This is a genomic window from Acidimicrobiales bacterium (genome assembly GCA_033344915.1).
Classification (GTDB): Bacteria; Actinomycetota; Acidimicrobiia; order Acidimicrobiales; family Aldehydirespiratoraceae; genus JAJRXC01.
The window spans coordinates 3,407,587-3,420,471 of record JAWPML010000001.1 but is presented as its reverse complement, the minus strand read 5'-3'; the positions used below and the strand labels follow the sequence as shown (position 1 = coordinate 3,420,471).

Below are 12,885 nucleotides of genomic sequence, written 5' to 3'. Positions count from 1 at the left end.
TCCGGGTTCCTACCCGGCTGAGCGGCGCGCCGTGACGCAGGCCTGGGTGAACCGCTCGCCTTCGGCGGGTGGTCGCCGCGCCACATCGTCGATGGTGAACCCCTCCCGTGTGAGTGCCTCGGCGATTCGGTCCGGATCGGCGCGGTAGGCCGTCGCGACGCGATGGTCGAACGACTCGCCGTGTGGCTCGGACGGATCCGCCGCGTGGAAGAACAGCAGGACGGATCCGCCGCGGCGGAGTACGCGGGCGAACTCCGAGAACGCGGGTTGCAGCTCTGTCGGAGGCGTGTGGATCGTGGAGTAGCGCGCCAGCACACCACCGGCGCGGCCGGTCGCGCAGGGCAGCGCGGTCATGTCCCCGAGCACGAACGGACAGCCGGGGAAACGCCGCGTCGCCTCCGCGAGCATCGACCCAGACGGCTCGATGCCGACCGCATCGGCGCCGAGCGCGACCAGTTCGGCGGTGACGTGTCCCGGCCCGCAGCCGATGTCCAGAATGGGTCCGGTCCCACGCCGGACGTCGTGTGCGAGCGCGCGGACGCGCGCATGATCGGTGGGTCGGTCGTCGAGATCGTCGACGTAGAGCCGGGCGTAGATCTCCGCCACGTCGTCGTACGCCGCGGTGACGTTGCGGTCGCGTTCGCTGCGCACGGGGCAAACCTATGGGAGAGCGGCGGTTCGTCGTCAGTCGGTGATCGCGAAGCTGCCGGTGGCCGAGGCGATGAGCGTCCCGTCGGCGTCGGTGGTCGTCGCTTCGAGATGGACCACCCGCTTGCTCGCGCTCGTCACGCGGGCGCGAGCCGTGAGCCGGCCCGCTCTCGCCCCACGGTGGTACCGCACGTGGATCTCGATGGTCGCACAGCGCCGACCGTCCTCCACATCCGCCATGGTCGCGCCGCCCATCGCGGTGTCCATGAGTGCGTACGCCACGCCGCCGTGGGCGATCCCGTTGGGATTCATGTGTCGCCGTTCGAGATCGATCGCCGCGACGCAGGCACCGTCGTCCTCGATGGCGAGCTCGAAACCGAGCCACGTCATGAACGGGAACGGCGAGTCGTCGACGTCGTTCGTCACGGTCGGTGAAACGCCGGGCTGGTGGCGTCGGCCGGGATCTCGTCGAGGGGCACCTTCACGGCGTCGACGGCCGGGCCGTGCTCGGCGGCGAGGGGGGCGAGGGCATCGAGGTCGAAGCCGTAGACGTGGGCCGCGGTGCCCCCGAGCACGGCGGCGAGCTCGTCCTGCTCCCAGTCGTGGAACGTGCGCCGCAGCGACTCGTGGCTGTACGGCCAGGTCGCCTCGTTGTGCGGGTAGTCACTGCCCCACATGAACCGGTCGATGCCCCACTCGCGATAGCGCTGGGCGTCGGACGGAGCCGGGAAGCTCGACCCGATCCAGATGTTGCGCCGGAAGATCTCGACGGGGCTGAGGTCCTGGATGGCCTCGGCGGGGATGCCCAGCTCGCCGACGCGGCCCGACTTCATCATGTTGTAGAAGTGCTCCATCCGGTTGAGCGCGGGCGGCAGCCAGTCCGTTCCCTGCTCGGTGAGGATCAGCTTGAGCCGCGGGAACCGGCTGAAGACGCCGCTCCAGATGAGATGCCAGAACGCCCGGTTCGCGTAGAAGCCGCTCTCCATCATGAAGACGAGATTGCGGAACGGCGTGTCGGCGAACTCGGGTATCCCGCTGCCCCCGGCATGGTGGGTGACCGGCATGTCGAGGTCCTGACAGGCGGCCCACAGTGGGTCGTAGGCGTCGGACGAGAGGGGTTCGATCCACGGCGTGTCGGGGGAGACGCCGGGGAGGAGCACGCCGACGATCCCGTGCTCGCGACACCACTGCACGTCGGCGACGGCCTCGTCCACGTCGTTGAGCAGGATCTGACCGAGGCCGGCACGGCGGGTCGGGTGGCGCGACACGAAGTCGGCGAGCCAACGGTTGTGGGCCCGGATGCCTTCCAGCCGGCGCCGGTAGTCCTCGGGGCTCGGCGCCGGCGCCACGACCACGCCGGTCGGGAAGAAGGGCGGCACGGTGTTCGGGAACACGACCTCGGCGACGGTGCCGTCGGCCTCGAGATCGGCGATGCGGCGATCGTCGTCCCAGTTCCGGCTGCGGCCGTCGTCCTGGAGGTCACGGAAGGGATTGCGATAGCCGCCGCGCCACTCGTCGAACAGGTCACGCAGTTCGGCAGTGAGGTACTCGCGGTACTGGGCGTGGTTGCCGCCGGCGTGGCAGTCCGCCGAGATCACGGTGTAGCGGTCGGTCGTGGTCATCGGTTCGCCTCCGTCCGTCGCCGAAATCTACCGTGCGGTGATGAGTCGTTCTAGGGTCGGCCCGTGAGCGCCGATCCGTCCGCCGTCCCGTCGATCGAGGACTGGAACCGCTTGCTCGATGGCAAGGTGGCGGTTGTCACCGGCGGCGGCGCCGGGATCGGGGCCGGGATCGTCGAGCTCTTCGCGGCCCACGGAGCGCGGGTCGAGGTTGCCGAGATCGACCCGGACCGGGCCGCGGCGGTCTCGCAGTCCGTCACCGACGCCGGCGGTCGTGTCCGCACCCATGTCGTCGACGTGCGTACGGAGGAGGGCGTCGCCGCGCTGGCCGGCGCGGTGCTCGACGAACACGGCGGGATCGACGTGCTCGTCAACAATGTCGGCGACTACCGCCCCCAGGTCCGCTTCCACGACTCGGACCCGGAGTCGTGGGAGGCGATGCAGCGCATCAACCTCTGGCATCTCTTCGCCGTCACCCGCGCCTTCATCAACCCGATGATCGACCGGGGTGGCGGATCCATCGTCAACGTGCACTCGGTCGAAGGCATGCGGGGCTTCCCGGGCGAGCCGGTCTACGCCGCGATGAAGGCGGCGGCCGCCCACTTCACCACCTCGCTCGCGGTCGGCTACGGCCGGCACGGCATCCGGGCGAACGGCATCGGGGTCGATCTCACCCAGACGCCCCAGGTGGACTACATCCGCGGCAACGAGGACCACGAGGCGTTGTGGGAGGCATGGGCCCCGGTCGGTCGCCTCGGTTGGCCTCCCGATCAGGCTCGCGTCGCCCTCTTCCTGGCGTCGGACATGTCGAGCTTCGTCACGGGTCACAACATCCCCGTCGACGGTGGCACGAAGGCCGGCGGCGGCTGGTTCTACAGCCCCGCCGCCGGGCGGTTCGTCAACCGCCCGCAGGGCCTCTGAACTCCTCGGAGACGAAGCCGGTCGGCCCGGTGTGGGGCCCGCCGCGAAGGGTGATCCGTTCCATCTCGCGGTGATAGCCCTCGGGCACGTCGAGCGGGGCACGGTGGGCGGTGGCCCGGTTGTCCCAGAAGGCGACCGAGCCCGGCTCCCACCGGAACCGCACGGTGAACTCGCGGCTCGCGAGCTGGTCGTAGAGGCAGGCGAGGACGTGTGCGCTCTCCGGTCGGGTCAGCTCGTAGATGTGGCTCGTGAAGTCGGGGTTCGCGTAGACGACCTTCTCGCCCGTCTCGGGGTGGATCGACACGAGCGGGTGGCGAGCCCGCAATCGGACCGACTCGAAGTCCTTCTGGAGCTGGTTCGGCTCGCCCCGCATCAGGTGGAGCACGTTGTGATGGACCGCGGTGAGGTCGTCGATCATCGTCTTCAGCGGGGTGGACAGTCCGGCGTAGGCCGCGGCGAGGTTCGTCCACTCGGTGTCGCCGCCGTAGGGCGGGAGCTCGACGGCCCGCAGGATCGATCCCATCGGCGGTTCCGCCATGTAGGTGACGTCGCTGTGCCACCGGTGTTCGAGGATCGTCTCGTCCGGGTCGTCGTGGCCGTGGGCGTCCTTCTGGATGACGACGATCTCGGGGTGGTCGGGGAACCGCGGCGGCAGGGTGGGATGGGCCGGGGTGACCTCGCCGAAGCGCGCGCCGAGCGCGATGTGGGTGTCGCGGTCGAGGTCCTGGTCGCGAAAGAAGATCACCTTCCAGCGCAACAGGGCGGCCCGGATCTCGGCGACGGTCGCCTCGTCGAGATCCGGCGACAGGGTGACGCCGCGGATCTCGGCACCGGTGTGCTGGGACTGGGGGACAACTTCGATCATGGCGGGCTCCTATTGTCCGGCTCGCCCCGCGGCGCGGAGCGCGTCGACGAGCTGCTCGGGGTCGTAGTCGGCCGGTGGTCCCGGCCGATAGGTGACGGCATGGATCTCGCCGCGGTAGGGGAACGAGCCGTGGCGCTCGAAGAGGTCCCACACCACGGGTGAGCGTCGGTCGATGCCGACGTCGATCCCCTGGAACGGCGCGAAGCCGAGCAGGATCGGTGTCTCCGGAAGGGTCGCGACCTCCTCGCCGTCCACGCTCACCGTGAAGTCCCACAGGAAGCGCCCGGTGGCCGCGGCGTCGAGGGTGACCGTGTGGGGCCCGGCGGCGAGTGGTCCGGCCGGCACCAGGGAGACGTCGCCGTAGTGGTTGTAGGCGAACGTCAGCGTGCCGTCCTCGACGAAGAGCGAGTAGCCGCCCCCCTGGTCGCCGTGGGCGACCAGCACACCGGCATCGTCGGGGCCGTGGTCGAGTTCCACGTCCACCGCGAAGCTGCGGAAGGCGATGAGGCGCTGCGATCGGTAGCGCTCGAGCGTGGGCGTGCCGGGAAGGATGCGTACCGGCTCGTGGAACCGGGCATCGTCCGGGCGGCGCAGGAGCTGGAGCAGCCCGGTGCCGTCGTCGAGCGGGAACACCTGGTTGTCCCAGGCGGCCGCGTCCCACGCGTCGGCGAGCTCGGCCACCCGCTCGGGCTGGGCAGCGGCGAGGTCGTTCGTCTCGGTGGGGTCGGTCTCGATGTCGTACAGCTCCCACTCCTCGTCGTCGTAGGGCGCGCCGCGCCGGTGGCTGGCGACGAGCTTCCAGCCGTCGCGGTAGAAGCTGCGGTTACCGAAGCACTCGCTGTACTGCTCGAGGTGGGTGCTCGCCGTCGCTCCTGCGGTGACGGCGGCAGCGAAGCTGGATCCGTCCTGACCGTCGACCGGGGCGGCACCGACGAGGTCGAGCACCGTGGCGAAGAGGTCGGTGACGTACTGGTACTGGAGCCGCACCTCGCCGCGCCCGTCCGCCGGCACCCCGGCGGGCCACGAGACGATCATCGGCACCCGCACGCCGCCGGCGTGGGTCGACCGCTTGTAGAGGCGGAACGGTGTGTTGGATGCCATGCCCCACCCGCGCGGGTAGTGGGCGAGGACCCGTGGCCCACCGATGAGCTCGGGGTCGCGGGGCGTGTCGAGCTCCCAGCCCGTCATGGCGCCGAGCCCGCCGAACTGTTTGAAGTAGCTGCGGGAGCCGCTCGCCCCGCCCTCCTCGGTCGCACCGTTGTCGGAGGTGAAGATGACGACCGTGTTGTCGGCGTCGCCGAGCGCCTCGATCGTGTCGAGGAGGCGCCCCAGGTTCTGATCGACGTTGTCGACCATCGCCGCGTAGGTCTCCATGTAGCGCGCGAACCGGGCCTGTTCGTCGGCGTCGTGGTCGTCCCACGGCTCGACCTCGTGGCCGGGTTCGTGGTTGCGCGGCGCCATCGCGGTGCCGTCGGGGAAGAGCCCGCGCTCGAGTTGGCGGGCGAACCGTCGCTCCCGCACGACGTCCCACCCGACGTCGTAGTTGCCCCGGTGGCGGGCCATGTCGTCGGGCTTCGCGTGGAGCGGACCGTGGACGGCACCGTGGGCGAGGTAGAGAAAGAACGGCCGCTCGGCCTCGTGGGCGCGCAGAGCCTTGAGGTAGGAGATCGCCTCGTCGGTGATGTCGTCGGTGAAGTAGTAGCCCTCCGGGTACTCGTCGACGTCGACGGGCGAGTTGTCGCGCACCAGCCGGTGCGGGTGGTGCAGGTTGGTCCAGCCCTCGAGGATCCCGTAGAAGCGATCGAACCCGCACTGGAGCGGCCAGGAATCCCGAGGGGCGCCGTCATGCATCGCGGCGTCGCGGGTGAGGTGCCACTTGCCGACGGCGTAGGTGGCGTAGCCCGCCTCGCGCAGGACGCCGGGCAGCGTGGGGACGTCGGCGCCGAGTTCCATCGCCCAGCCGGGGAACCCCGGATCGAAGTTGGCCACGCCGCCGAAGCCGGCCCGGTGGGGGTTGCGTCCGGTCAGCAGCGCGGCACGAGACGGCGAGCACAGGGGACTGGTGTGGTAGTTCGAGAAGCAGACGCCAGCGTCGGCGAGTCGGTCGAGGTTGGGCGTCGGGATCTCGGACCCGTAGGGGCCGATGTCGCTGAAGCCCAGATCGTCGAGCAGGACGACCACCACGTTCGGGCCCGGCGCCGGGGGCACGACCGGCTCCGGCCACGCCGGTTCGGAATCGCCGACGAGGCGATCGATCCGCCCGCCGAGCGTCGGGTCGTCGGCGCCGTCAGCCGAGGTCACGGCGGGTCAGGATCGGCCGGTGGCCCCACACACTCGGCTTGGTGATCTGGTACATCGGCACGTCGGCCGGGTCGTCGATCTGGAGTCCGCCCCAACCGAACTCCACGAGGAAGCCGTCCGGGCCCTCGCAGTAGAACGAGAGCATGTGGTCGTTGGTGTGCCGACCGAGGCCCATGATCACCGGCACCCCGGCGTCGAGGCAACGGTCCTGGGCGTAGCCGACATCGTCGATCGTCGCGGCCTCGACCATGAAGTGGCGGAGTCGGCCCGGGCCGGGCATGCCCGCGCCGAAGGCGAGGCTGTGGTGGCGCGCGTTGGGGCTGAGGAACGCCATCTCCATGACGCCGATGTCCCAGGTGTTGCGGAGATGGAAGCCGAGATGCCGACGGTAGAAGTCGACGGCGTCCTGGAGGTTCTCCACGGAGGTGACGACGTGACCGAAGCCCATCTCGCCGGTGACGAAGCCGGAGACGAGGGGGGTGACCACCCGTTCGTGGTCGAAGATCGGACCCCAGAAGATCTCCACCGGCGCGCCGGCCGGATCGGTGAAGGAGACGAAGCCGGACACGAGCCGTGCCGCCGCCTCTTCGTCCGCCCCGCGGGTGACGGTGATGCCGTCGGCCTCGAGCGCGGTGACCAGGGTCTCGAGGGCGAGATCGTCCGTCGCCTCCCAGCCGATCGCGAGCAGGTCGGCGTCCTCACCGGGCTCGAGGTGGAGCCGGTAGGGATGGTCGTCCCAGCGGAAGTAGCGGCTGGTCTGGTCCGGCCCGGCGGCCGGCATGAACCCGAGCACGTCCGCGGCGAAGGCGTCCCACGCGTCGAGGTTCGGGGTTCGCAGACGGAGATAGCCGAGCGACAGATTGGACATGGAGGCCTCCGGGCACCGGATATCCGTGCACGGTAGACGCGCACCGGTACTGCGGCAGCAAGCGATGCCACAGAGTGGGACGGATCACCGTCGCGGGAATCGCTCCGCCCAGATGGCGGCGGCGGTCTGCACGACCATGGGCGCGACGAGGTCGGCGTCGAACCGGTCGGTCGGCCCGGTGACCGACACGGCCGCGATCGCCCGGCCGGTGCTGCGCAACGGGGCGGCCACGCAGGTCAGACCCTCGTAGGCCTCTTCACGGTCGTGTGCGACGCCGGTCCGGGCGATGACGTCGAGCTCGGCGGCCAGCGCGTCGGGGGTGGTCAGCGTGCAGGCCGTGCGGCGGGGGAGATCGCCGGCGAGCACTTCTGCCGCTGCTTCCGGGTCGAAGGCGAGCATCGCCTTGCCGAGCCCGGTGCAGTACGCAGGCTTGCGACCTCCGTCGCGGGTCGGAAGGTCGAAATCGCCTGCGGTGACGCGGTGGAGATAGATGACCTCGTCCCCGTCGAGGACGCCGAGCTGAACGGCGAAACCCGTGCTCGTGGAGAGCGCGTGCAGGTGGGGGGTCGCCGACTCGGTGAGCCGGCGCCGTCGGGTGGCGAGGCCGCCGATCTCGAAGAGCCGCATCCCGACGCGGTACCCGTCGAAGTCGCGCTCCAGCCAACCCATGCCGACCAGCTGTTCGATCATGCGATGCACTGTCGACTTCGGCAGCCCGGACCGATCGGTCAGATCCTGGAGCGTGAGCACCTGGTCCGAGTCGTCGAAGGCCGACAGGATCGTGTCCACGCGGCCGAGCACGGAACGGCGTTGCTCCGTGTCGTCCGTGTTCCCCATGATCTGCGCCCGACGGTACTAGTCGCGCGCCCTCGTCTCGCTCTGCAGCTCGATCGCGATGTCGATGATCTGGTCCTCCTGGCCACCGACCAGCTTTCGTTCGCCACAGCGCAGCAGGATCTCGGCCCCGGACACGTCGTAGCGCTCGGCCGCCCGGTACGCGTGGCGCAGGAAGCTCGAGTAGACGCCGGCATACCCCATGATCAGGCTCATGCGGTCGAGCACGCACTCGTCGTTCATCACCGGGCGGACGACCTCCTCGGCGACGTCGAACATGCGCAACGCGTCCACGCCGGTGCGGATGCCGAGCCGATCGAACACGGCGGCGAGCGCCTCCGTGGGCGGGTTGCCGGACCCGGCGCCGAACGCCCGGGTGGAGGCATCGATCTGCACGGCGCCGGCACGGGCCGCGAGCACCGCGTTGGCCACGCCGAGGCCGAGGTTCTGATGACCGTGGAAGCCGACCTGCGCGTCGTCGCCGAGTTCGGCCACGAGGGCGGCGACCCGGTCGCTCGCCTCATCGAGGATCATCGCGCCCGCCGAGTCGACGACATAGACGCACTGGCAACCCGCGTCCGCCATGGTCCTCGCCTGCACGGCCAGCGCGTCGGGCGCCTGGCTGTGCGCCATCATCAGGAAGCCGACGGTCTCGAGCCCGAGCTCGCGGGCGATCCCGAAGTGTTGCCGGGCGATGTCGGCTTCGGTGCAGTGGGTGGCGACCCGCATGACGGACACGCCGAGATCGCGACTGGCGCGGATGTCGTCCATCGTGGCGAGGCCCGGGAGCATCAGCGCCGCGATCAGGGAACGACCGGCGGCCGTGTCGACGGCAGCTTCCATGAGCCGGCGTTCGTCGACCGCCGAGAAGCCGTAGTTGTATGACGATCCGGCCAGGCCGTCGCCGTGGGTGACCTCGATGACGGGCACGCCGGCGCCGGCGAGGCCGTCGACGATCGCGGTCACGTCGGCCTCGGTGAACTGGTGGCCCTTGGCGTGGGAACCGTCGCGCAGTGACGAGTCGGTCATGCGGACGTCGAGGGTCTCGGAGAAGGGCATCAGGCGGTCACCTTCCCGGCGGCGAGGACCTCGCCGACCTTCACCGCCGCCGCCGTCATGATGTCGAGGTTGCCCGCGTAGGGCGGGAGGAAGTCGCCCGCCCCCTCGACCTCGATGAAGATGGCCACGCGGCCGCGACCGTCGGGGGTGATGTCGGCATCGAACTGGGGCGGCCGCAGCAGCCGGTAGCCGGGGACGTACTGCTGGACCTCGGCGACGACCTCCTCGATCGACGTGGTGACGGCACTCTCGTCCGCATCGGGTTCGAGCGAGCAGAAGATCGTGTCGCGCATGATGAGCGGCGGCTCGGCGGGATTCAGGATGATGATCGCCTTGCCCCGATCGGCCCCACCGAGCTGCTCGACGGCGGCTGCCGTCGAGCGGGTGAACTCGTCGATGTTGGCCCGGGTGCCGGGGCCCGCCGACACCGACGCAACCGTGGCGACGATCTCGGCGTAGGCGACCGGCGTCACCCGCGACACCGCGTGGACCATGGGGATCGTCGCCTGGCCGCCGCAGGTGACCATGTTGACGTTGTCGGCCGCGGCGTGGGTCGTCAGGTTGACGGGCGGGACGACGAACGGGCCGACCGCGGCCGGGGTGAGGTCCACCGCCCGGATCCCCGCCGCGGCGTAGCGGGGGGCGTTGGCCGCATGGATACCTGCGGACGTGGCCTCGAACACGAGATCCGGGGCTTCCGCCTGGGCGAGGAGCCAGTCCGCCCCGCCCGCGGAGGTCTCGAGTCCCATTGCGGCGGCGGCCCGCAGGCCGGCGCTCTCGGGATCGATGCCGACCATGTAGCGCGGCTCGATCGTGTCGGATCGACAGAGTTTGTGGAGCAGGTCCGTGCCGATGTTCCCCGTCCCGACGATCGCCGCGGTGACGGTCATGGGTTGCCGCTCTCGGCGGGTCCGAACACGGCGCGGACCGAGCCGAGGCCGGTGATCGTCGCTTCGTACGTGGCCCCGGCGCGCGCGGGTACGAGCGGGCCGAGGCTGCCGGAGAGGATGATCTCGCCGGCTCGCAGCGGCTCGTCCTGCTCGGCCACGGCGTTGGCCAACCAGACCACGGCGTTGATCGGATGGTCCATGCAGGCGGCACCGGTGCCGACACTGATCACGTCGCCCTCGCAGACCACGGTCATCTCGGCGCCGGGCAGGGCATCGTGGATCTGGTCCAGCGCGACCGGCGTGTCGCCCAACACGAAGACGCCCGAGGATGCGTTGTCGGCCACGGTGTCGAAGATCGTGATGTCCCATCCGGCGATGCGGCTGGCGCACACTTCGATCGCGGCCACGACATGGTCGGTCGCCGCGGCGACGTCGGGCGCGGTGACCGGCGCCGACGGGAGATCGGCGCCGAGCACGAACGCGACCTCGGCCTCGATGCGGGGTTGGAGCAGGCTCGCGAACGGGATCGTCTGGCCGTCGGCGAACGCCATGTCGGCATGGAGCACGCCGACGTCCGGCGTGTCGACGCCCATCTGCTGCTGCACGGCCGCCGAGGTGAGGCCGATCTTGCGGCCGACCCGGCGGCGACCCGCCTCGGTTCGTTCCCGCACGAGTCGCTGCACGGCGTAGCCGTCCGCCAGCGTGGCGTCGGGCACGAGGTCGCGCACCGGCGGGCACGGCGCGGCCGTGTCGGCGGCCGCGATGAGCCGGTCGGCCGCCGACTGCAGGGCGGCCTCGCGAGCGGCGTCCGGGCTGGTCGTGGTCACCGGATCAGTCCCCGTCCCGGGTCAGGAACGACAGCACGACCCGCTCCCAGTCGTCCTTGCGTTCGAGCATCGCCCAGTGGCCGCAGTCGGGGAAGACGTGGAGTTCGGCGTTGCGGATCAGCCGCATCGGGGCGAGGAATCCGTCGAGCGGGGTGACGCGATCGTCGCGCCCCCAGGTCACCAGCGTCGGCGCCTCGATGCGGCGGAGCAGGGCGAACGTCTCGGTGTTGTCGAGCATCATGTCGCGCAGCACGCCGAGCATCTCGCGGCTGTAGATCCGGCGGATTCCTTCGAGGGCCTCCGGTGTGCTGGCCACCTGCCACCGCTGCTCGACGAAGTCGTCGGTGAGCATTGCCGGGTCGTAGACCATCGTGCGCATCCACTCGACCAGCCGGCTGCGGGTCGGATCCTCGACGAAGTCGACGAGGCGGCTGATGCCTTCCGACGGCAGGGGGCTGAAGATCGGGACGCCGACGCCGCCCATCGTCACCAGCCGGGAGACCCGAGCCGGGTGGTCGGCAGCGACCCGGGCCGCGATGTTGCCGCCGAGCGAGTTGCCGACAATGGGCGCACGGTCGATGCCGAGCGCATCGAGGAACGCGACGACGGCGGTGGGGCCGTGCAACGGCGCCGGGGTGTCGGGTTCGTACGAGCGACCGAACCCCGGGAGGTCGAGGGCCAGCGTGCGGAAATGACCGGCGAACGAGGCGAGATTGTCGCCGAAGTTGGCCCAGGCACTCACGCCGGGGCCGGAGCCGTGGAGCAGCACGAGCGGCGGCCCGTCGCCGGCCTCGTGGTAGTGGAGCTCGCCGTCCGGCGTCTCGATGGTGCGGGTGGTGTTCTGCGCGGTCAGGTCCGTCATGGTCGGTCGCCCCTCAGATCGTCATGCCGGCCGGGCCGCTCGGCGGCTCGCCCCACAGCATTCCGGCGGCGGCATCGTAGATGTGGCCCCGCACGAGGATCCCGTGGTGCAGGCCGGCGTGCATGCCCCGCCAGAACCGTTGGACCGGGTTGTCGAGGCGGATCGAGTTGCCGCCACAGATGGCGAACACCTTGTCGGCCGCCTCCGCGGCGCGCCACGCCACGCGCACCTGGTCGCGCCGACACGCCACCCGTTGTTCGATCGAGATGTCGTGACCGGCCCGCACGGCGTCGTAGAGCTCGCCGGCGTTGTAGAGCAGCTGGGCCCGGGCGCCCCGGATCTCCGACGCCGCCTCGCCGATCGTCGCTCGGGTGTGGGGGTCGGTCGCCTGCGCGACACCCACCGCGCTGACCCGGTCGCGCTGGTAGTCGACTGCGCTCTTCAGCACGCCTTCGGCGATACCGATGACGCCGGCGGTCACGGCGCTCGGGAACAACGACGACCACGGCATCTTGTAGAGCGGCTGGCTGCGGCTGGACTCCTCGAACGCCTGGCCGTTGAGCACCTTCACCACGTCGATCGTGCGATACGTGGGCACGAACATGTCCGTGACGGCGATGTCCTTGCTGCCGGTGCCCTCGAGGCCCGAGACGTTCCAGCTGTCCTCGACGACCTCGTAGTCGGATCGGGGGAGCATGATGTGCAGCGCCCCCACCACCTGACCCTCGTCGTTCTGCAGGCGAGCGCCGAGGACGATCCAGGTGCACAGGTCGGTGCCGGAGGAGAAATTCCAGTGCCCGGTGACCTGGTAGCCGCCGTCCACCGGGGTCGCGATGCCTCCCGGGGAGTACGGCGAGGCGATCCACGTGTCCGGGTCGTCGCCCCACACTTCCTCCTGGACACGTTCGTCCTGGAGCGCGAGCTCCCACGGGTGGACCCCGACGACGCCGGACACCCAGCCGGCCGCCGGGCACCAGGTACCCACGTCCATCGCCGCGGTCAGGAAGTCGCGCGGGTCGGCCTCGTAGCCACCGAAGTCCGCCGGTTGGAGCAGGCGGACGAGCCCGCTGTCCTTCAACCGCGCGACGACGTCGTCGGTGAGGCGACCCGCCTCCTCGGCCTCCGCGGCGCGTTCGGCGAACAGCGGACCGGACTGCTCGATCCGGTCGAGAACATCGTGATCCATGGTGT

At 70.5% G+C, this 12,885-nt stretch carries 13 protein-coding genes; 1 reads left to right on the top strand and 12 read right to left on the bottom strand.

The annotated features are described in order from the left end of the window. Positions 1-9: 9 nt before the first annotated feature. The 3 genes from R8F63_16500 to R8F63_16490 are packed head-to-tail and all read right to left on the bottom strand — an operon-like array spanning position 10 to position 2,270. On the bottom strand, positions 10-651 hold the full coding sequence (locus R8F63_16500) for a class I SAM-dependent methyltransferase (GenBank protein MDW3220213.1): 642 nt from the start codon (positions 649-651) through the stop codon (positions 10-12). 33 nt (positions 652-684) lie between these two features. Then, positions 685-1,074, bottom strand: coding sequence for a PaaI family thioesterase (locus tag R8F63_16495; protein MDW3220212.1), 390 nt, complete (start codon positions 1,072-1,074; stop codon positions 685-687). Then, positions 1,071-2,270 carry an amidohydrolase family protein gene (locus R8F63_16490; GenBank protein MDW3220211.1) on the bottom strand — a complete coding sequence of 400 codons (1,200 nt, stop codon included), beginning with the start codon at positions 2,268-2,270 and terminating at the stop codon, positions 1,071-1,073. Before R8F63_16490 ends, R8F63_16495 begins: the two co-directional genes overlap by 4 nt. Before the next feature lie 63 nt (positions 2,271-2,333). On the opposite strand from R8F63_16490, the gene R8F63_16485 reads away from it, so the two are divergent. Further along, a complete protein-coding gene (locus R8F63_16485; GenBank protein ID MDW3220210.1) occupies positions 2,334-3,188 on the top strand; it encodes an SDR family oxidoreductase in 855 nt (284 codons plus the stop codon). Here R8F63_16485 and R8F63_16480 read toward each other — a convergent pair. From R8F63_16480 to R8F63_16440, 9 genes are all read right to left on the bottom strand, one after another. Then, entirely contained in the window at positions 3,166-4,053 is an 888-nt protein-coding gene (locus R8F63_16480) for a TauD/TfdA family dioxygenase (GenBank protein MDW3220209.1), read from the bottom strand. The two genes, R8F63_16485 and R8F63_16480, sit on opposite strands and share 23 nt — an antisense overlap. Before the next feature lie 9 nt (positions 4,054-4,062). Next, positions 4,063-6,354, bottom strand: a complete 2,292-nt coding sequence (locus R8F63_16475) for an arylsulfatase (GenBank protein ID MDW3220208.1) — start codon at positions 6,352-6,354, stop codon at positions 4,063-4,065. Next, positions 6,341-7,222 (bottom strand): VOC family protein, encoded by an 882-nt coding sequence (locus R8F63_16470; protein MDW3220207.1) that lies wholly within the window; start codon positions 7,220-7,222, stop codon positions 6,341-6,343. The genes R8F63_16475 and R8F63_16470 overlap by 14 nt, the downstream gene beginning before the upstream one ends. A gap of 84 nt (positions 7,223-7,306) precedes the next feature. Further along, the gene (locus R8F63_16465; GenBank protein ID MDW3220206.1) at positions 7,307-8,059 is read right to left on the bottom strand and encodes an IclR family transcriptional regulator; all 753 of its coding nucleotides are present in this window, start codon (positions 8,057-8,059) and stop codon (positions 7,307-7,309) included. An 18-nt stretch (positions 8,060-8,077) separates the two neighbouring features. Further along, on the bottom strand, positions 8,078-9,115 hold the full coding sequence (gene dmpG / locus R8F63_16460; protein MDW3220205.1) for a 4-hydroxy-2-oxovalerate aldolase: 1,038 nt from the start codon (positions 9,113-9,115) through the stop codon (positions 8,078-8,080). Next, positions 9,115-10,005: an acetaldehyde dehydrogenase (acetylating) gene (locus tag R8F63_16455; GenBank protein ID MDW3220204.1), complete on the bottom strand. Its 891-nt coding sequence runs from the start codon at positions 10,003-10,005 to the stop codon at positions 9,115-9,117. Before R8F63_16455 ends, dmpG begins: the two co-directional genes overlap by 1 nt. Then, a complete protein-coding gene (locus R8F63_16450) occupies positions 10,002-10,832 on the bottom strand; it encodes a fumarylacetoacetate hydrolase family protein (protein MDW3220203.1) in 831 nt (276 codons plus the stop codon). Before R8F63_16450 ends, R8F63_16455 begins: the two co-directional genes overlap by 4 nt. A gap of 4 nt (positions 10,833-10,836) precedes the next feature. Next, complete coding sequence (locus tag R8F63_16445; protein MDW3220202.1) at positions 10,837-11,694, bottom strand: alpha/beta fold hydrolase; 858 nt, start codon at positions 11,692-11,694, stop codon at positions 10,837-10,839. 13 nt (positions 11,695-11,707) lie between these two features. Then, positions 11,708-12,880 (bottom strand): acyl-CoA dehydrogenase family protein, encoded by a 1,173-nt coding sequence (locus R8F63_16440; protein MDW3220201.1) that lies wholly within the window; start codon positions 12,878-12,880, stop codon positions 11,708-11,710. Positions 12,881-12,885: the final 5 nt, after the last annotated feature.

Coding starts and splice junctions, on each gene's coding strand:
- R8F63_16465 (MDW3220206.1), bottom strand. CDS start 8,059: ATGGGGAACACGGACGACACGGAGCAACGCCGTTCCGTGCTCGGCCGC.
- R8F63_16480 (MDW3220209.1), bottom strand. CDS start 4,053: ATGATCGAAGTTGTCCCCCAGTCCCAGCACACCGGTGCCGAGATCCGC.
- R8F63_16445 (MDW3220202.1), bottom strand. CDS start 11,694: ATGACGGACCTGACCGCGCAGAACACCACCCGCACCATCGAGACGCCG.
- R8F63_16490 (MDW3220211.1), bottom strand. CDS start 2,270: ATGACCACGACCGACCGCTACACCGTGATCTCGGCGGACTGCCACGCC.
- dmpG (MDW3220205.1), bottom strand. CDS start 9,115: ATGCCCTTCTCCGAGACCCTCGACGTCCGCATGACCGACTCGTCACTG.
- R8F63_16455 (MDW3220204.1), bottom strand. CDS start 10,005: ATGACCGTCACCGCGGCGATCGTCGGGACGGGGAACATCGGCACGGAC.
- R8F63_16440 (MDW3220201.1), bottom strand. CDS start 12,880: ATGGATCACGATGTTCTCGACCGGATCGAGCAGTCCGGTCCGCTGTTC.
- R8F63_16470 (MDW3220207.1), bottom strand. CDS start 7,222: ATGTCCAATCTGTCGCTCGGCTATCTCCGTCTGCGAACCCCGAACCTC.